Here is an 18,073-nt window from a genome sequence, read left to right as displayed (position 1 = left end):
GTACCGGGTCGTTCCGCACCGGCGCGAGCTCCGGGCTCTCCAGCAGCCGCTCGGCGGCGGAGGCATCGGTGAAGCCGTGCCGCAGCAGCCGCGTGAAGGTACTGCTCCTGCGTCCCGGCGCCGTCATCCCGGCCTCCCGTTCGGATCAAGCCCGTCCTGGCCAGAGCCTAGCCGCAGTGTCCCTCGGAGGCCGTCGGGGAGCACCGGGAAGCCGGGGTGAGGTGACCGCTCGCGGAGACCGGTCAGGCGCCGCCCCTGCGGCGGCGGGCCAGGACGAAGACGCCGGCACCCACGGCCACGGCCAGGAGGCCCGCCGTGCCGGCGATCCAGGGGAGGGTGCCGGCGCCCGTGCCGGCCATGGAGCCGCCGGTCACGGAGGACTCCTGGGCGCCACCACCGGTCGTCGTACCGCCCGACGCGGCGGTGCCGCCGGATGCGCCCCCGTTCCCGTTGCCGCCGGAGTCGCCGCCACCGCCCGTGGTGCCGCCGCCACCCGTGCTCCCGCCCCCGCCCGGCACCGTCACCGTGACGGCGGCGGTGTCGTTCTCCGGGTCGCTGTCGCTCTCGCTGAGGACCTTCAGGGTGACCTTGCCGGGCTTGAGCGCGGACGGCTTGTCGACGCGCAGCCCGAAGGACCACACCAGCCGCGCGCCGTTCTCGATCACCCAGTCCGTGGTCTTCTGCACGCACTCGTAGACCTTGCCGCCGGGCGCGGTGGAGTAATCGCCGTCGACCGTCGTGTGGCACCGCTCCGGCACCTTCACCACGGTCGTGCCGGCCGGGACGGTGAAGACCGTACGCACCGAGGGGTCCTCGATGGGCCTGCTGCCGGTCCAGGTGGCCGTGCGCGCGGGGCCGTTGTTGCGGAACCCGATCTCCGCGGTGACGGTGCCGCCCGGACGCCCCCGCACCGAGGCCCCGACGGCCTCGATGTCCGTGGTGTTGTCGACCGCGTAGTGGACGTCGTGGAGCCCCAGTCGGGGCTCGCCCTCCGGCGCGTCGGCCGGCCGCGGCACGAGCTGGAGCTTCGGGCCGTGCCCGGCGTGGACGTCGGTGAGCTTCCTCAGCTCCTCGGGCTTGGACCTGAAGACTGACCAACTGGCGCCCCGCACATCGCCGGCGATCTTCAGCTCGCCCGGGTACAGGTCGTAGGACTGCCCCGGCTCGATGGTGTCCTCGACGTGGCAGAGGGCCGCCGGGTAGGACACGTCGGTGAGTTCACCGTTGGGGTCGCCGTCCATCCGGACGGGCAGCGTGCCGTACGTGCAGTTGCCGAACTCCTGCCGGAACGAGGCGCCCGCGCCGTACATGAGGAAGTACGCGCCGTCGATCGCCTCGGCGCCGTAGTTGGTGTAACCGATGCCAGGACGCACCAGGGACCCCGGCTCGACCTTGCCGGCGACGGTCCCGATCGTACGGTCCGCGACCAGCCCGGCGTCCTTGACGGTGACCGTCCAGACCTTCTCGGCCATCGCCACGCCGTCCGCCTGCCCGCCGATCCGGATCTCCCCGGTGGCGCCGGCCTTCGCGCCCTTCAGGGACCGCGCGCTGAGCGTGCCCAGGGACGCCCCCTTGCCCGGGGCGGGCGGATAGGCGGGCGAGCAGCTCAGCACCCCCTCGGACTTCTGCCCGCACCCCGGCAGGGTGACCTCGGCGATCCCCTTGAGCGAGGTGTAGTCGATCGTGATCGTGTACGACTTCACCTTCTTCGTGCCGGTGTTCAGCAGCGTGAGGCTGTCCCCGGAGCTGCCCAGGTCGGTGTACGGCGTCGCGTCCAGCGCGTAGTGCCCGAGATCGGACCGGACCTCCAGCCCACCCCCGTCCGCCACGGCCGTCCCGCCGGCCCCGCCGACCCCCAGGCCGGCCAGCACCAGCACCCCACCGGCGACCCCGGCCCCCCAACGCCCCTCGCGCACTCTCACAGATCCCCTCCGCAGACGTCCCGCGCCCGGCGGCAACCCGAACAACAACCGAACGCTGCCACCATGACCGCGCAGGCCACCGGAAGGTTGTACGCGGCGGAGGTGCGTCCCTTCACGGGAACCTGCCGCAATTCTCCCGCACGCCCCGCCCCACCCCCGTAACCTCCCTCCATGGAGTGGTTAACGGCCGCCTACTGGGGCGCCTTCGGCGGCTTCGCCATCGAGGTTCTCGACTACTGCAGAGCCGTGCGGTGGCACCGGAAAAGGCCTTGGAACGTCTCTTCGGCGAGCGTCGGCGCGGGACCCTCGGCCCCCAGGGCGCAGTCGCGGCCCGGCGACGAGGAGCTGCCCGCTCCCGGGTGGCTCGCCTACCTGCTCGGCGCGGTCCTGCGGGTGGTGGTCGGCGGCGGCGTCGCCGGCGCACTCGCGGCGAGCCCGCCGCACGGCACGACACCGTGGATCGCCCTGATCGTCGGCGCGGGTGCCCTCACCGTCATGGAGAAGTCGCTCGCCCTGGTCACCCTGGTCACGCAGGTGAGCAAGGACGCCGTGATCGGCGCGGTGATGCAGCACCAGAACAACCAGCGAGCGCAACTGGACGGTTCCCAGCCGGTGGTGCCCCCGCAGGAGTCCGCTCCGCTCGTTCCGCGACAGGACGCACAGGGTACGGATACCCAGAGCAATACGGCAGCGGTGCGGGATCCGGGCACCCCAGGGGGGAGCGTGTGATGGCGCTGGCAGCAGATTCGTTCGCGGGCCGGCTGGTCGCCGTGATCTCCCGCCGGGCGCCCGCCTTTCGCCGCCCACCGCCCCCCGCGCGGGAGGGGCTGGCCCCCAGGAGGGAGCAGTTTCCCCTCGCGAGGTCAACGTATGAAGCGGTCCTGGCGGACTACGAGGAATACGTGCGGCACCTCGCCCAACTGAGGGAAGTCGCGGCGGGTTTATCCGTCGGGGAGAGGCTCAGGTCCCGGGACGCGGTGCAGGCTCTCAGAAGTACCTTCACCCGATTCATGGAACCGGTCGACGAACTGTCGCTCCTCAACCTCTCGCCGTTCGCCTCCTCCGAGCAGTACCGGCACCGCACTGCCGTCTCACTCCGATCCGCGGCACAGGCACTGGTCTTGAGGAAGCAGATCAATGACGAGGTCCCGGCGCTGCTCGAGTCCCACCCGGGAACCGGGCTCCGTCGCCTTTTCGAATTCCTGCTGATCACCACCGATCTCGTCACCCTCTCCCTGGACTCGTGCGCCGGGTCCCTCAACGGCCCCCGCCTGATGGGCTCGGCCCCGAGACTCACACGCGTCGGCATGACGATCGCCAGGGCCCGCGTCATCGTCACCCTTGTCTCGGACCTCCTGAACGAGATCTCCGACGACTACGGCGGCGCGGACATGCGAGACGTGGACCTGGACGACGTCGATCTCTCCTGGCTCCGCTGGGACGAGGAAACCCAATGGCCACCGACCTGGGCGACCCGGATCCGCCGCATGTCCATCGAGATGTCCCCGGGCCACTGGGTGGTCCAGCCGATCGACACCACCGAGGACGTCGAACTGCTGGTCTGACGACGTCGCGTCACCCGTAGGCGTGCCGCTGAGCTGCTTCCGGCCACCCGGCGCGGCCCGGGCCTCTACGGTCGGCCCTGTCGCGACAGGACGCGCGGGACCCGGGGGGCACGGATGACGGTGGACGGCGAGGCGGCGGGCCCGAGCGGTGAGGCGGACGAGCCTGGCTGGGAGGTGGACCCGGACGACGACTGGGGCGTGGCCGTGGTCGCCACGGTGGGGCGGCAGTTGAAGCTGCGGCGCGAGGCGGCGGGGATGCGGGCCGCGGAGTTCGGCTTGGCCGTGGGCTACGGCGAGGACCTGGTCTACAAGATCGAGGGCGGCAGGCGGATCCCCCGTCCCGAGTACCTGGACAGGGCGGACGAGATACTGGCGGCGGGCGGCCTGCTCTCGGCGATGAAGGAGGACGTACGGCGGGTCCGCTACCCGAAGAAGGTGCGCGACCTGGCGAAGCTGGAGGCGCAGGCGGTCGAGCTGCTGTCGTACGGCAGCCACAACCTGCACGGACTCCTGCAGACCGAGGAGTACGCGCGCGCCCTGCTCGGCACACGGCGCCCCGTGCTGTCGGAGGACGAACTCGAACGAGCCCTGGCGGCTCGCATGGCGCGTAAGGCGGTCTTCGAGCGGGTTCCCGCGCCGGAGCTGAGTTTCGTCCAGGAAGAGGTGACGCTGCGCCGCCCGGTCGGGGGCAAGATGGTCCTGCGCAGGCAACTCGAACACCTTTTGCAGGTGGCGCAGTTGCGTCATGTCGAGATCCAGGTGATGCCGACGACACGTGGGGATCACCCGGGTACGGGTGGGCGGATTCAGGTGCTGAAGTTCGTGGACGGCACGGCGGTCGGACGGGCCGACGACGAGTTCGGCAATCGTCCTGTGTCCGACCTCCGGCAGCTCAGAATCCTCGAACTGCGCTATGGCATCATCCGGGCCGAGGCGCTGACGGCGGGAGAGTCGCTCGCCTTCGTCGAACAACTGCTGGGGGAGACATGAAGCCGAAGGAAGCGGGCCGGGACCGTGACCTGACGTGGTTCAAGAGCACGTACAGCGACAGCAGCAACCCCAGTGACTGCGTGGAGGTCGCCATAGAGGCCGTCTCGGTCCACGTCCGCGACTCCAAGAACCCCCACGGCCCCCGCCTCGCCCTCACACCTGCCGCCTGGAGCGGGTTTCTGCCGTTCGCCGGCGGTCCGCGAGGATCATGGCGACGTCGTCGGTGAGATCGCCCTCGGTGTGCCGGGTCAGCGACTGGTGGAGCTGGTCCAGGAACTCGGCCGGAGTGACGTCCGCGCCGATCCGCTCCATGGTCTTGGGCAGGTCGAAGAACTCGCCGGCGCCGTCGCGGGCCTCGATGACGCCGTCGGTGTAGAGGAGCAGGCGGTCGCCCGGGAGGAACTCGTAGGTCTCGGGCTTGGTGGTGAGGCCGTCGGCGAGGTCCTCGAGGCCGAGCGGGGGCAGGGGTGTGGCCGGCATCAGTGCCGTGGCCCTTCCCCGGTGCAGCAGCAGGGGCGGCGGATGGCCGCGGTTGACCAGTTGCACGACGGAGTCCTCGGGCACCTGGGCGATGAGCGCCGTGGTGAACCCTTCCAGCAGGACTTCCTGGTCGTACGCCCCAGGGACCGCGACTTCCCGGTGCAGCGCGGCGGCGCAGCGGTTCATGACCTCGACGAGCTCGTCCTCGTAGTGCACGGCCTCACGGAAGGCGCCGAGGGTCACGGCGACGGCCCGCACCGCGGTCAGCCCCTTGCCCCGCACGTCCCCCACGATCATGCGGACGCCGTACCGCGTCTGCACGGCCTCGTAGAGATCCCCGCCGACCCGGGCGCCGGTACCGGCCGCGAGGCACAGACTGCCCGCCTCGACGGGGCCGAGCCGCGCGGGCACGGGGCGCAGTACGACGTCCTGGGCCGCGACGGCGATCCGGCGCATCTGGTCGAGTTCGCGCTGTCTGCGGGCCTGTACGGCGCTGCTGGTGAAGACGCCGGCGACGGTGACCAGGGCGAGGGCGAGGAAGTTGGTGTAGACCTGCAGGGAGCCCCAGGCGCCGTTCCAGGTGGCGGTGATGACGCTGATCACCAGCGCGACGGCGGCGGCCGCGCCGGTGCCCCTGGGCCCCATCGCGACGGCGGCCAGTGCGGGGACCGCGGTGAGGAAGGGGCCGGTGTAGATGAAATGCGCGGGCGTGAGCTCGATGACCAGCACGGCGAGGGCGATCAGGAAGGGCACGCACTGCAGCGCGAAGAGGGCCCGCCCGCGACGGCCCGCTCCTGACAGCGGAGGCGACCGCAAGAGCGACTTCATCCCCCAAGCCTGCCCCGTCGGCGCCCCGGCCTCCACTCCGCCGACGGCGCCGACCCGCCACTCCTGCCTCTACAGCACCGGCAGATGCTTCCGCAGTTCGTATGCCGTGACCTCGGAGCGGTACTCCTCCCACTCCTGCTTCTTGTTGCGGAGGAAGAAGTCGAAGACGTGTTCGCCGAGGGTTTCGGCGACCAGGTCGCTGTTCTCCATGAGGGTCAGGGCCTCGCCGAGGTTCTGCGGGAGGGGTTCGATGCCCATGGCGCGGCGTTCGGCGTTGGACAGGGCCCAGACGTCGTCCTCGGCGCCGGGCGGGAGCTCGTAGCCCTCCTCGATGCCCTTGAGGCCGGCGGCCAGGAGGACGGCGTAGGTGAGGTACGGGTTGGCGCCGGAGTCGATGGAGCGGACCTCGACGCGGGCGGAGCCGGTCTTGCCGGGCTTGTACATCGGGACGCGGACCAGGGCGCTGCGGTTGTTGTGACCCCAGCAGATGTACGAGGGGGCCTCGCCGCCGGCGCCGGCGGTGCGCTCGGAGCCGCCCCAGATGCGCTTGTAGGAGTTGACCCACTGGTTGGTGACCGCCGAGATCTCGGCGGCGTGCCGCAGCAGGCCGGCGATGAAGGAGCGGCCCACCTTGGAGAGCTGGTACTCCGCACCGGACTCGTAGAACGCGTTCCGGTCGCCCTCGAAGAGGGAGAGGTGCGAGTGCATGCCCGAGCCGGGGTACTCCGAGAACGGCTTCGGCATGAAGGTCGCCTGGAGGCCCTGCTCCAGCGCGACCTGCTTCATGACCAGGCGGAACGTCATGATGTTGTCCGCGGTGGACAGCGCGTCGGCGTACCGCAGGTCGATCTCCTGCTGTCCCGGGGCGCCCTCGTGGTGGGAGAACTCCACCGAGATGCCCATGGACTCCAGCATGGTGATCGCCTGGCGGCGGAAGTCCATGCCGATGGCCTGCGGGGTGTGGTCGAAGTAGCCGGAGTTGTCGGCGGGGGTCGGGCGGGAGCCGTCGAGGGGACGGTTCTTCAGCAGGAAGAACTCGATCTCGGGGTGGGTGTAGAAGGTGAAGCCCAGGTCGGAGGTCCGGGCGAGGGCGCGCTTGAGGACGTAGCGCGGGTCGGCGAAGGACGGGGAGCCGTCCGGCATGAGGATGTCGCAGAACATGCGGGCGGTGCCGGGGGCCTCGGCGCGCCAGGGCAGGATCTGGAAGGTGGACGGGTCGGGCTTGGCGATCATGTCGGACTCGTAGACCCGCGCGAAGCCCTCGATGGCGGAGCCGTCGAAGCCGATGCCCTCGTCGAAGGCCTGCTCCAGCTCGGCGGGGGCCACGGCCACGGACTTCAGGAAGCCCAGCACGTCCGTGAACCACAGGCGTACGAACCGGATGTCGCGCTCCTCCAACGTACGGAGCACGAACTCCTGCTGCTTGTCCATCTTCCGCTTCCCCATCCTTGCTGGTCAGGCCGCCTGTACCCGCGTGCCACGGGGAAGGCGGTCGGGCACCTGAGCATCACACCACAACAGCGTTTCGCGCGCGTTGCGGAACCCGCTCGCCGAGCGGTCCCCGGCCCGAACGGCTCGCGTACGGCAGGTGAACCGCTCTGCCGCCCATCTTGCCTGCTCGCACCGATATCCGTAATGGCCGAAGTCTTTCCGGAGTGAGCGAGACCACGCCCTCTAAATTTGCATCTCAGATGCAACTTTCTCTAGCGTTTCGATCAGTTGAGCGATCGAGCCCATCGACGATCGAGCCCATCGAGGAGTCCTGATGCTGTCCGAGCAGTCAGCAGCCACCGTCCGCGCCACCCTGCCCGCCGTCGGCGCGGCCATCGGTGAGATCACCGAGCGCTTCTACGCCCGGCTGTTCGACGCCCACCCCGAGCTGCTGCGCGACCTGTTCAACCGCGGCAACCAGGCCGCGGGCACCCAGAAGCAGGCCCTCGCCGGCTCCATCGCGGCCTTCGCCACCCACCTGGTGAACAACCCCGAGCAGCGGCCCGACCTGATGCTCGACCGCATCGCCCACAAGCACGCCTCGCTGGGCATCACGCCCGAGCAGTACCCGGTCGTCCACGAGCACCTGTTCGCCGCCATCGCCGAGATCCTCGGCGACGCGGTCACCCCCGAGGTCGCGGCCGCCTGGACCGACGTCTACTGGCTGATGGCGGGCGCCCTCATCGCCATCGAGAAGCGGCTGTACGAGCAGAGCGAGCAGCGCGGCTGGCGCGAGTGGAAGGTGGTCGAGCGGATCGAGGAGACCGCCGACGTGGCCACCTTCAAGCTGCGCCCGGTCGACGACGGCCCCGTGCCCGGCTACCGGGCCGGACAGTACGTCTCCGTCGGCGTCACGCTCGCCGACGGCGCCCGCCAGATACGCCAGTACAGCCTGACCGCGGCCCCCGGCTCGCCCGAGCGGCAGTTCGCCGTCAAGCGGGTCGCCGGCGACGCCGCCGCCCCCGGCGGCGAGGTCTCCAACCACCTGCACGCCCACGTCCGCGAGGGCGACGTCCTCCAGCTGTCCGCCCCCTACGGCGACCTCGTCCTCGAGGACACCGGGGCGCCGCTGCTGCTCGCCTCCGCCGGCATCGGCGTCACCCCGATGATCGCCATGCTGGAGCAGCTCGCCCTCACCGGCCACCAGGCCCCGGTGACCGTCGTGCACGCCGACCGCTCCCCCGCCGTGCACGCGCTGCGCTCCGACCACGAGGCCTACGCGGCCAAGCTGGCGGACGGACGGTCCGTCTTCTTCTACGAGCAGGACGCCGAGGGCGCCGGCCGGCCCGGCCTGGTCGACCTCGCCGACGTCGACGTCCCGGCCGGCACGCACGCCTACCTCTGCGGCCCGCTGCCCTTCATGCGCGCGGTGCGCGCCCAGCTGATCGGCAAGGGCGTGGCCCCCGCCGACATCCACTACGAGGTGTTCGGCCCGGACCTCTGGCTCGCCAAGGACTGAGACCCCGGTACGGCGCAGGGCGCCCGGGACCGGCCTCGGCCGCCGGTCCCGGGCGCCCCGACGCGCGCCTCCGCACGTCTTCCGCGGCGCCCCGACGCGCACCTCCGCACGTCACGTCTCCTGCGGCGCCCTGCCGATGCCCAGTAGCAAGGGACCCGTCGGGGCGGCGACGATGTCCATGACCGTCAGCGGGTCGAGCGCGGCGAAGAACGCCTCCTGGGCCTGACGCAGCGCGCCCCGCAGCCGGCACCCGGAGCTCAGCGGGCACGGCGTCCCGGCCTGGCCGGCGCCCTCGCAGTCCACCACGTCGCCCTCGCCCTCGAAGGCGCGCACGACCGCGCCCACGGACGCCGTGCGCCCCCGCTCGGTCAGCGTGAGCCCGCCGCCGCGGCCGCGCCGGGCGGTGAGCAGGCCCATGTGGGTGAGTTCGGCGACGACCTTGGCGGCATGGGTGTAGGGCACGTCCATGTCCGCCGCGACCTGCCGGGTCGTGGGGCTCGACTCGCCGGCGACCGCGAGTCGCATCAGGGCGCGCAGCGCCAGGTCGGTGGAGCGCAGGAGCCGCATGCGGCCAGCGTAGATAATGCGCATCTGCGGTTCAAGTTTTCGGACAGCCTTGCCTCAGTCGCTTCGGGCCGGACCGGCCGGCTCGCCATGGCTGGCCGTCGGTCCACTGTGGTCTCCCCTCGGCCCGTCCGCCCCATTACGATCATCGGACCCGTCCGCCACCCCCGCACCGAAGGGAATCCGCCATGGGTTCCGCCCACCAGACCGGCACCGACCCCCGCAAGGCGCGCATAGAGGAGATGCGCCGCGCCGAGCACGCGCGGCAGCGGCGCAACCGTGTCGTCGTCATCGCGGCGAGCGCGGTCGTCGCCACCGGGCTGGTGGTCGGCGGGGCGGTGTTCCTGAACACGCGGTCCGGTGACGACAAGTCGACTTCGGCTTCGGCGGGCGCCGCCAAGGGCAGCGGCATGGGCCGCGCGAAGAGCGGCACGGACGGCGCCAAGAACGGCGGGCGGACCGCTTCCGGTCACTTCGTGACGGGCGCCGACGGGGTGAGGACCTGGAAGGGCACGCTGACCCGCAATCACGTCGCGGGCCCGGTGACGTACCCGATGGAGCCCCCGGTCGGCGGCGACCACAACCCGGTGTGGCAGAACTGCGACGGCGAGGTCTACACCAAGCCGGTCAGGAACGAGAACGCCGTGCACGCCCTGGAGCACGGCGCGGTGTGGGTGACGTACAACGGCAAGGCGTCCGAGGCCGACGTGGCGGCGCTCGCGGCGAAGGTGCGCAGGACGCCGTACACGCTGATGAGCCCGGTCGCGGACCAGAAGGACCCGATCATGATGTCGGCCTGGGCGCACCAGCGCACCGTGACGGGCGCCGGCGACCCCAACGCCGACAAGTTCCTCGCCGAGTTCGTGCAGGGCGCGCAGACGCCCGAGCCGGGGGCCGCCTGCACGGGAGGGCTCGGCCAGTGAGGCTCGTCGGACTGGTCGCCGGGGCGGCGGCCACGGCGCTGGTCGCCGTCGGGGCGATCACGTACGCGGTCGCCGAGGGCGACACCGGAGCCGGGGCCGGCGGCCGGACCGCGTCCGCATCGGTGTCCGAGTCCGGGGACGGGACCGAGTCCGGGGGCGGCTCCGGCTCGGGGCTCACGCCGCCGGCCGCCGACTCCGCGGACGCCGGGTTCGCCCGGGACATGGCCGTCCACCACCAGCAGGCCGTCGAGATGTCGTACATCGTGCGCGACCGCACGAAGGACACCGAAGTGCGCCGCCTCGCCTACGACATCGCCCAGACGCAGGCCAACCAGCGCGGGATGCTGCTCGGCTGGCTCGATCTGTGGGGGCTGCCGAAGGTGTCGGCCGGGCCGCCGATGGCCTGGATGGGCATGAACGCGCCCGCCGGCGAGGACGGGGCGCTTATGCCGGGCATGGCGACCGACGCGCAGATGAAGAGGCTGGGCCAACTCGACGGCAGACAGGCCGAGATGTACTACCTGCGGCTGATGACGGCGCACCACAAGGGCGGCATCCACATGGCCGAGGGCTGCGTGGCCAAGTGCGCGGTCGGGGTGGAGAGGCGGCTGGCGCAGGGCATGGTCGACGCGCAGCAGTCGGAGATCAGGATGATGGCGGACATGCTCAAGAAGCGCGGGGCAACGGGCGGTTTCTGATCCGGACACACCCGGGACGGCACCGCGAATGCGGCAAGAATGCGGCAAATCGGCCGTAACTGCTTACTCCTGACGGTTCCTTGGGTTTCTCTTGGCTTACCCATTCCCCTGGCATGAACGGTTCATCGGGAAGAGTGACCCTCGATCGTGTGATCCATTGTTGGGCCAAACCGCCGCGGCTCCACGCGGATCCCGCGAGGACCAACCACTCATTGCGTTCCGTACGGAACCGCATCGCAGGGGGTTCTATGAGATCCAACCGCGCCATCGCGCGCGCCGGTGTGAGCATGGCGGCGACACTGCCGATGCTCGCCGGTGCGCTGGCGCTCGGCATACCCGCGGCGCACGCCGCGGACAACCCGGGCCGCAACGCGCTCGCGGGCACCAAGCCCGTGTGGGCGACGGCCAAGGCGGACAAGGGCGCGACCTCGAACAGCGCCCAGGTCAACGCCCGGGTCTACCTGGCCGGCGACTCCGCCGGTCTCGCCGCGTACGCCAAGGCGGTCGCCGACCCGTCCTCGCCCGCGTACGGCAAGTACCTGAGCGCCAAGCAGGCGCAGGCGCGCTTCGGTGCGACCAAGGCCCAGGTGGCCGCCGTCAAGTCGTGGCTGAAGTCGGCGGGCCTGAAGGTCACTTCGGTGACCCCGCACTACATCGCCGTCTCCGGTGATGTCGCCGCCGCCGAGAAGGCGTTCGGCACCCAGCTGCACAACTTCGCCAAGGGCTCCCAGACCTACCGCGCGCCGGCCCAGTCGGCGTCGGTCCCGGCGGCCCTCAAGAGCGCCGTCCTGACCGTCACCGGTCTGGACAACGCCCCGCACAAGGCGAACCACAAGGACCAGCTGCCGCCCCCGGACGCCGTGTTCAAGAACTCCGGGCCGTTCTCGTCGTACTACGGCTCGAACGTCGCGAGCACGCTGCCCAGCGCGTACGGTTCGAAGATCCCGTACGCCGTCAAGGGCTACACGGGCAAGCAGCTGCGCTCCGCGTACGGCGCGGGCAAGTACACCGGCAAGGGTGTGCGCATCGCGATCACCGACGCGTACGCCTCGCCGACCATCGCCTTCGACGCCGGCACCTACGCGAGCAAGCACGGTGACGCGGCCTGGAAGACCGGTCAGCTGCACCAGGTGCTGCCGAAGAACTACACGAAGACCAAGGAGTGCGGGGCCGCCGGCTGGTACGGCGAGGAGACCCTCGACGTCGAGGCCGTGCACGCGGTCGCGCCGGCCGCCGACGTCACGTACGTGGGCGCCGCCTCCTGCTACGACGACGACCTGCTCGACTCGCTGAGCAAGATCGTCGACAACCACCTCGCCGACATCGTCTCCAACTCCTGGGGCGACATCGAGGCCAACCAGACGCCGGACCTCGCGGCCGCCTACGACCAGGTGTTCCAGTTCGGCGCGGTCCAGGGCATCGGCTTCTACTTCTCCTCCGGCGACAACGGCGACGAGGTCGCCCACACCGGTACGAAGCAGGTCGACACCCCGGCCAACTCGGCGTGGGTGACCGCGGTCGGCGGTACCTCGCTGGCCGTCGGCAAGGGCGACAAGTACCTGTGGGAGACCGGCTGGGGCACCGAGAAGGCCACGCTGTCCGCGGACGGCAAGAGCTGGACCGGGTTCCCGGGCGCGTACACCTCGGGTGCGGGCGGCGGCACCAGCAAGACCGTGCCGCAGCCGTACTACCAGAAGAACGTGGTGCCCAAGGCGCTGGCCACGGCCAACAACGCCGCCGGCAACCGCGTCGTCCCGGACATCGCGGCGATCGCCGACCCGAACACCGGTTTCAAGGTCGGCCAGACGCAGACCTTCCCGGACGGGACGCAGCGCTACAGCGAGTACCGCATCGGCGGCACCTCGCTCGCCGCGCCGGTCATCGCGGCCGTCCAGGCCCTCGCCCAGGAGGCCCGCGGCGGCAAGGCGATCGGCTTCGCCAACCCGACCATCTACGCCAAGTACGGCTCGAAGCTGTACCACGACGTGGTGGACAAGCCCACCGGCAACGACCTCGCGGTCGCCCGCGTGGACTTCGTCAACGGCTACGACGCCACCGGTGGTCTGAGCGTGTCCGTCCGCAGCCTCGGCAAGGACGCCTCGCTCACGGCGGTCAAGGGCTACGACGACGTCACCGGCGTGGGCTCGCCCGCGCCCGGCTACGTCGACTCGTACCGTCGCCACTGACGCCTGAAGGCCTCACGGCCTGACCGTGCGCCCGCCTCTCCTCCGGGAGGGGCGGGCGTTCGCGCGTCTCAGGGCCGTTTCCGGCCGGGCGCGGCGCGGGGCGGGCGCTCGCGGATGCCGAGCACCGCGCCGGCCACGTCCTCGGGGCGGTCGAACATGAGCAGGTGCCCGGCGGGGCCGCTGACGTGGAGGGTGCCGCCGAGGGCGGTGGCCAGGTCGCGCTGGCGGGCCAGCCAGTGCTCGCGCCGGTGCGCGGGCCGGCGCGGGTCGTCGGCGGCGACGACGGTGACGGGCAGTCCGGGCGGCAGGGGGCGTCGCGCGCGCAGGGCGGCCAGGGCGACGGCCTGGTCGGTGTAGGTGGTGTTCTCGGCGACCACCGCGTGCAGCCAGCGGCTGGTCGAGTACGCGCGCCGCACGAGGTCGTACGGCACCTCCTCGCCGCCCCCGGCGCGGCCCGCCCGGACGGCGGCGCGCCGCAGCGCGGGGCCGGCCACGCGGGGCACCCCGGCCGCGCTCGCCAGCGCGGCGCCCGCGCGGGCGGCGGTGTCGCGCGCCGCGCGGGCCCGGCGGGGGCGCGGTTCCTCCTCGACGCTGGAGTCGACCAGCACGAGCCCGGCGGCCCGGGCGGGGAACAGCCGGGCGAAGGCCTCCGCGTGGAACCCGGCGAGCGAGTGCCCGACGACGGTGGCGGGGCCGTCCAGGCCGAGCGCGTCGAGGACGGCCGCGATGCGCCGGGCCTCCCCCGCCAGCGTCGGCCAGGCGCGCGTGCGCGCGCTGAGCCCGAGCCCCGGCCGGTCGAACCGCACGACGGTGCGGTGGGGAGCGAGCAGCGGCACCAGGGGGTCCCAGTCGAACCAGCACATGCCGAGCCCCGGACTGAGCACACACGGCGGCCCGCTCCCGTCGACGACGACGTGATGCACGACGCCCCCGATCCCGACAAAGGTCATACCCGCCTCCCCGACTGCCGTACCGGCATCATGACCGCCCACCCCGGCCGATGCCCACGCGGGGCGGGCCACGCCCCCGCTCGGGAGGGTGGCGGGCCCCCTGTTCGACTATCGCGTCGGTTTGACGATTACACTGGGCGCGTGCCTGAATTGAACTTCTGGTCGATCTATCAGCACGGCTTCGCGCGGGTCGCCGCGTGCACGGGTCACACCGTCATCGCCGATCCGCCCGCCAACGCCGAAGCGGTCCTGCGCCAAGCGCGCGAGTGCGCCCGTGAGGGGGTCGCCGTCGCCGTCTTCCCGGAGCTGGGCCTGTGCGGCTACTCCATCGAGGACCTGCTGCTCCAGGACGCGCTGCTCGACCAGGTGGAGGAGGCGCTGGCGCAGGTGGTCGCCGGGTCGGCGGACCTGCTGCCGGTCCTGGTCGTCGGCGCCCCGCTGCGCCACCGCAACCGGATCTACAACTGCGCGGTCGTCGTGCACCGCGGCCGCGTCCTCGGCGTCGTACCCAAGTCGTACCCCCCGAACTACCGCGAGTTCTACGAGCGCCGCCAGATCGGCGACGGCGCCGACGAGCGAGGCGGATCGATCCGCCTCGGCGGGGCACTCGGCGAGTCCGTGCCGTTCGGCGTGGACCTGCTGTTCGCGGCGGACGACGTCCCCGGTCTCGTGCTGCACGCCGAGATCTGCGAGGACATGTGGGTACCGGTGCCGCCCAGCGCGGAGGCGGCCCTCGCCGGCGCGACCGTCCTCGCCAACCTCTCCGGCAGCCCGATCACGGTCGGCCGCGCCGAGGACCGCAAGCTGCTGTGCCGTTCGGCGTCCTCACGCTGCCTGGCCGCCTACGTCTACGCCGCCGCCGGCCTCGGCGAGTCGACCACCGACCTGTCCTGGGACGGCCAGGCCATGGTCTACGAGAACGGCGTACTGCTGGCCGAGACCGACCGCTTCCCGCTCGGCGACTCCCACGCCGTGGCCGACGTGGACCTCGACCTGCTCCGCCAGGAGCGGCAGCGCATGGGCACGTTCGACGACAACCGCCGTACGCACCACGCGCGGACGAGCGACTTCCGTACGGTCCCCTTCGAACTCGCCCCGCCGGCCACCGACCTCGGCCTGCGCCGACGCCTGGAGCGCTTCCCCTTCGTACCCGCCGACGCCGCCCGGCTCGCCCAGGACTGCTACGAGGCGTACAACATCCAGGTCGCGGGCCTCCAGCAGCGCCTCGCGGCGATCGGCGGCCCGAAGGTGGTCATCGGGGTCTCCGGCGGCCTCGACTCCACGCACGCCCTGATCGTCGCCGCCCGCGCGATGGACCGCGCGGGCCGCCCCCGCAGCGACATCCTCGCCTGGACCCTGCCCGGCTTCGCCACCAGCGACCACACCAAGGACAACGCCCACAAGCTGATGAACTCGCTCGGCGTCACCGCCGCCGAGCTGGACATCACGCCCACCGCGCGGCTGATGCTGGAGGAGATGGGCCACCCCTTCGCGTCCGGCGAGCCGGTGTACGACGTCACCTTCGAGAACGTGCAGGCGGGCCTGCGCACGGACTACCTCTTCCGGCTGGCCAACCAGCGCGGCGGCATCGTGCTCGGCACCGGCGACCTCTCCGAGCTGGCGCTCGGCTGGTCCACGTACGGCGTGGGCGACCAGATGAGCCACTACAACGTCAACGGCGGCGTGCCGAAGACGCTGATCCAGCACCTCATCCGCTGGGTCATCAGCAGCGGCCAGTTCGACGAGGAGACCGGCAGGACCCTCGCCGCGATCCTCGACACCGAGATCAGCCCGGAGCTGGTGCCGGGCGAGGAGATGCAGTCCACCGAGTCGAAGATCGGCCCGTACGCGCTGCACGACTTCACGCTCTTCCACGTGCTGCGCTACGGCTTCCGTCCCTCCAAGATCGCCTTCCTGGCCTGGCACGCCTGGCACGACCCGGAGTCCGGCGACTGGCCGCCGAACTTCCCCCGGGCCAAGCGGGTGGCCTACGACCTGCCGGAGATCCGGCACTGGCTGGAGGTCTTCTGCCGCCGCTTCTTCGCCTTCGCACAGTTCAAGCGCTCGGCCATGCCGAACGGCCCCAAGGTCTCGGCCGGCGGCTCCCTCTCCCCACGCGGCGACTGGCGGGCCCCGTCGGACGGCAACGCCCGGGCCTGGCTCAGCGACCTGGCCCGCTTCGACCCGCCGGAGGCATGAGACTCACCGCTTGAGCGTCACGTACTTCCCTTCCGTGAGATCAGCGCCGCCAGCGCCTCGGGCGCGCCAGGCTGGTCCCGGATGCCGGGGAAGGCGTTGATGTCCACGATCAGTGGGGCACCGTGGCCCACGTCGACGACGTCCACGCCGTAGACGTCGAGGGAGAAGACCTCTCCGACGCGGCGCACCAGGGCCGGCCATCCGGGGGGCAGGTCGTCGAGGGGAAGCGTTCGGGTGGGGCCGCGTCCCTCCGGGGAGAGTTCGGAGCGGCGCAGGCCGGCGAACAGCCGGTCGCCGACCGCCCAGAGCTTGTGGTCCCACCCGTCGTTGGGGGCGAAGTCCTGCACCACGACCGGCTCGTCCGGATGCGCGGCGGCCAGGTCCCGCAAGTGCGAGGCACTGTCGACGCGAGCCACCACGTCGTGCCGCCGGCTGTAGCGGCTCTTGACCACCGCCGGTCCGGACAGCGTCGGCCCGGACGCCAGCTCTGCCAAGGTGCTGAACGTGCCCGTGGCCGCGAAGGGGAGGCCGGCGTCCAGGGCCAGTGCGGCCATGGCCGTGCGGTCCTGGCACAGCGCGGTCGCGGCGGCCGAGTTGATCACGCGGGCGCCACGTCGCTCCAGATCCCGGGCGAGTGCGAGGGCATGCGGCGTACGTGCCTTCAGCAGGTAGACGTCGGCAAGCGGTTCGGGGAGGGGCGGCGGCGTCCGCGGATCCAGCACGTCCACGGGGTGGTCGGGCGCGAGCAGGGCCGTGGTGCGGCTCAGGAGCGGGTGGCCGGGCTCGGAGGTGATGAGTGCGACTCTCATGCCTTCCGGCCCGCCGTCATGGGGATCGGAACGGCGCCGAGCAGCGGCTGCGCGGTGGTGGTCGCCGTGGTGGTCACGGTCGCGGTGGTGGTCGCCGTGGTCGCGCCGGCCGCCAGGTCGAGGACGGCTCTTGCCAGCCGTTTCGGCGCGTCGGGGACCTGGCGGAAGCTGGGAAAGTCGTTCACGTCCACGACCACGGGGCCGTCCGGTCCCAGCACCACGTCGACTCCGTAGAGGTCGAGGCCGTAGACCACGCCGACCCTGGCTGCGATCTCGGCGATCTCGGGCGACAGCGGCACGTGGCGCTCCCGTACCGCGTGGTCCGGATGGAGCGGGGAACGGCGCTCAGTGGCGTACAGCTCGCCGCCGACGCTGTACACCTTGATGTCGGCGCCGGAGTTGGGCACGTACGGCTGGGCGATCAGCATGCCCTCCCCCGCCAGTTGGGGAAGCATCTCGGTGAGCCGGCGCGGGGAGGACACCAGGTGCACGGCCCGGCCAGAACTGCCGTCAGCGGGCTTGACCACGATCGGATACTCCGACTCGGGTATCTCCAGCAGCAGTTCGGGCACGGCGGCCGCGTAGGTCGCGGGCAGGGGCAGCCCACGGCTGAGACCGATGACCGCGGCCAGCGCCTTGTCCCGCACGCCGCGTATCGCCCGGACGTCGTTGATCGTCGTCAGGCCGGCCCAGGCCGCCGCTTCGAGCGAGGTGAGGCCCGGGCCGCCCGAGACGGTCTTGAGCACCCATGCGTCATGGGCGCTCGTCTGTACGGCCTTCGTCAGGTGCAGCAGGGAGCCACCGGGACGTACCACGTCCACGTGGTGTCCCCATGCGGTGAGTTGGTGGATCACCTCGACCGGCATGCCGTCTCGGCGGTACTGCTCCTCCACCAGAAAGCAGAGCTTCATCGTTCGTCCCCGTCACTGCCGGGCGACCGCCCTACCGCCTGTCGTCCGGCATTCCGTCATCTCGTGTGGCGTCACAGGATGTCATGATCGGGGGACCA

General features: G+C 71.6%; 16 protein-coding genes. 9 read left to right on the top strand and 7 right to left on the bottom strand.

Annotated features, from left to right (window positions below):
- Positions 1-242 precede the first annotated feature (242 nt).
- Positions 243-1,916: a hypothetical protein gene (locus IE249_RS01575; RefSeq protein ID WP_189702925.1), complete on the bottom strand. Its 1,674-nt coding sequence runs from the start codon at positions 1,914-1,916 to the stop codon at positions 243-245.
- 177 nt (positions 1,917-2,093) lie between these two features.
- On the opposite strand from IE249_RS01575, the gene IE249_RS01570 reads away from it, so the two are divergent.
- The 4 genes from IE249_RS01570 (at position 2,094) to IE249_RS01555 (ending at position 4,704) form a co-directional block, all read left to right on the top strand.
- Positions 2,094-2,651, top strand: a complete 558-nt coding sequence (locus tag IE249_RS01570) for a hypothetical protein (protein WP_189702924.1) — start codon at positions 2,094-2,096, stop codon at positions 2,649-2,651.
- 281 nt (positions 2,652-2,932) lie between these two features.
- Positions 2,933-3,487 (top strand): hypothetical protein, encoded by a 555-nt coding sequence (locus IE249_RS01565; protein WP_189702923.1) that lies wholly within the window; start codon positions 2,933-2,935, stop codon positions 3,485-3,487.
- A 114-nt stretch (positions 3,488-3,601) separates the two neighbouring features.
- The gene (locus tag IE249_RS01560) at positions 3,602-4,477 is read left to right on the top strand and encodes a helix-turn-helix domain-containing protein (protein WP_189702922.1); all 876 of its coding nucleotides are present in this window, start codon (positions 3,602-3,604) and stop codon (positions 4,475-4,477) included.
- The gene (locus IE249_RS01555; protein ID WP_189702921.1) at positions 4,474-4,704 is read left to right on the top strand and encodes a DUF397 domain-containing protein; all 231 of its coding nucleotides are present in this window, start codon (positions 4,474-4,476) and stop codon (positions 4,702-4,704) included. The genes IE249_RS01560 and IE249_RS01555 overlap by 4 nt, the downstream gene beginning before the upstream one ends.
- Here IE249_RS01555 and IE249_RS01550 read toward each other — a convergent pair.
- A complete protein-coding gene (locus IE249_RS01550; protein ID WP_189702920.1) occupies positions 4,631-5,785 on the bottom strand; it encodes a PP2C family protein-serine/threonine phosphatase in 1,155 nt (384 codons plus the stop codon). The genes IE249_RS01555 and IE249_RS01550 overlap by 74 nt on opposite strands.
- A gap of 69 nt (positions 5,786-5,854) precedes the next feature.
- Positions 5,855-7,216 carry a gamma-glutamylpolyamine synthetase GlnA2 gene (glnA2, locus tag IE249_RS01545; RefSeq protein ID WP_037855769.1) on the bottom strand — a complete coding sequence of 454 codons (1,362 nt, stop codon included), beginning with the start codon at positions 7,214-7,216 and terminating at the stop codon, positions 5,855-5,857.
- Positions 7,217-7,550: 334 nt separating this feature from the next.
- Between glnA2 and IE249_RS01540 the strand changes: the two genes are divergently transcribed.
- Positions 7,551-8,735, top strand: a complete 1,185-nt coding sequence (locus IE249_RS01540; protein ID WP_189702919.1) for a globin domain-containing protein — start codon at positions 7,551-7,553, stop codon at positions 8,733-8,735.
- Between the two features lie 111 nt (positions 8,736-8,846).
- On the opposite strand, the gene IE249_RS01535 is transcribed toward IE249_RS01540, so the two are convergent.
- Positions 8,847-9,302 (bottom strand): RrF2 family transcriptional regulator, encoded by a 456-nt coding sequence (locus IE249_RS01535; RefSeq protein WP_189702918.1) that lies wholly within the window; start codon positions 9,300-9,302, stop codon positions 8,847-8,849.
- A 185-nt stretch (positions 9,303-9,487) separates the two neighbouring features.
- On the opposite strand from IE249_RS01535, the gene IE249_RS01530 reads away from it, so the two are divergent.
- From IE249_RS01530 to IE249_RS01520, 3 genes are all read left to right on the top strand, one after another.
- Positions 9,488-10,222: a thioredoxin-like domain-containing protein gene (locus IE249_RS01530; protein ID WP_189702917.1), complete on the top strand. Its 735-nt coding sequence runs from the start codon at positions 9,488-9,490 to the stop codon at positions 10,220-10,222.
- A complete protein-coding gene (locus tag IE249_RS01525) occupies positions 10,219-10,920 on the top strand; it encodes a DUF305 domain-containing protein (protein ID WP_189702916.1) in 702 nt (233 codons plus the stop codon). Before IE249_RS01530 ends, IE249_RS01525 begins: the two co-directional genes overlap by 4 nt.
- 248 nt (positions 10,921-11,168) lie before the next feature.
- The gene (locus tag IE249_RS01520; protein WP_189702915.1) at positions 11,169-13,106 is read left to right on the top strand and encodes a S53 family peptidase; all 1,938 of its coding nucleotides are present in this window, start codon (positions 11,169-11,171) and stop codon (positions 13,104-13,106) included.
- A gap of 68 nt (positions 13,107-13,174) precedes the next feature.
- Here IE249_RS01520 and IE249_RS01515 read toward each other — a convergent pair whose 3' ends face one another.
- The gene (locus tag IE249_RS01515) at positions 13,175-14,056 is read right to left on the bottom strand and encodes an alpha/beta hydrolase (RefSeq protein ID WP_189702914.1); all 882 of its coding nucleotides are present in this window, start codon (positions 14,054-14,056) and stop codon (positions 13,175-13,177) included.
- Positions 14,057-14,197: 141 nt separating this feature from the next.
- Here IE249_RS01515 and IE249_RS01510 point away from each other — a divergent pair, with 141 nt between their 5' ends.
- Positions 14,198-16,255, top strand: coding sequence for an NAD(+) synthase (locus tag IE249_RS01510; protein ID WP_229857183.1), 2,058 nt, complete (start codon positions 14,198-14,200; stop codon positions 16,253-16,255).
- Positions 16,256-16,272: 17 nt separating this feature from the next.
- Here the strand turns inward: IE249_RS01510 and IE249_RS01505 are convergent, their stop codons facing one another.
- Positions 16,273-17,064, bottom strand: a complete 792-nt coding sequence (locus tag IE249_RS01505) for an ATP-grasp domain-containing protein (RefSeq protein ID WP_189702913.1) — start codon at positions 17,062-17,064, stop codon at positions 16,273-16,275.
- Positions 17,061-17,975 carry an ATP-grasp domain-containing protein gene (locus IE249_RS01500; protein ID WP_189702912.1) on the bottom strand — a complete coding sequence of 305 codons (915 nt, stop codon included), beginning with the start codon at positions 17,973-17,975 and terminating at the stop codon, positions 17,061-17,063. Before IE249_RS01500 ends, IE249_RS01505 begins: the two co-directional genes overlap by 4 nt.
- Positions 17,976-18,073: the final 98 nt, after the last annotated feature.

The sequence above is a fragment of the Streptomyces anandii JCM 4720 genome (assembly GCF_014650655.1).
Lineage (GTDB): Bacteria > Actinomycetota > Actinomycetes > Streptomycetales > Streptomycetaceae > Streptomyces > Streptomyces anandii.
Note: the sequence above shows the minus strand (reverse complement) of the source record. Positions and strands in the feature narration are given on the sequence as shown.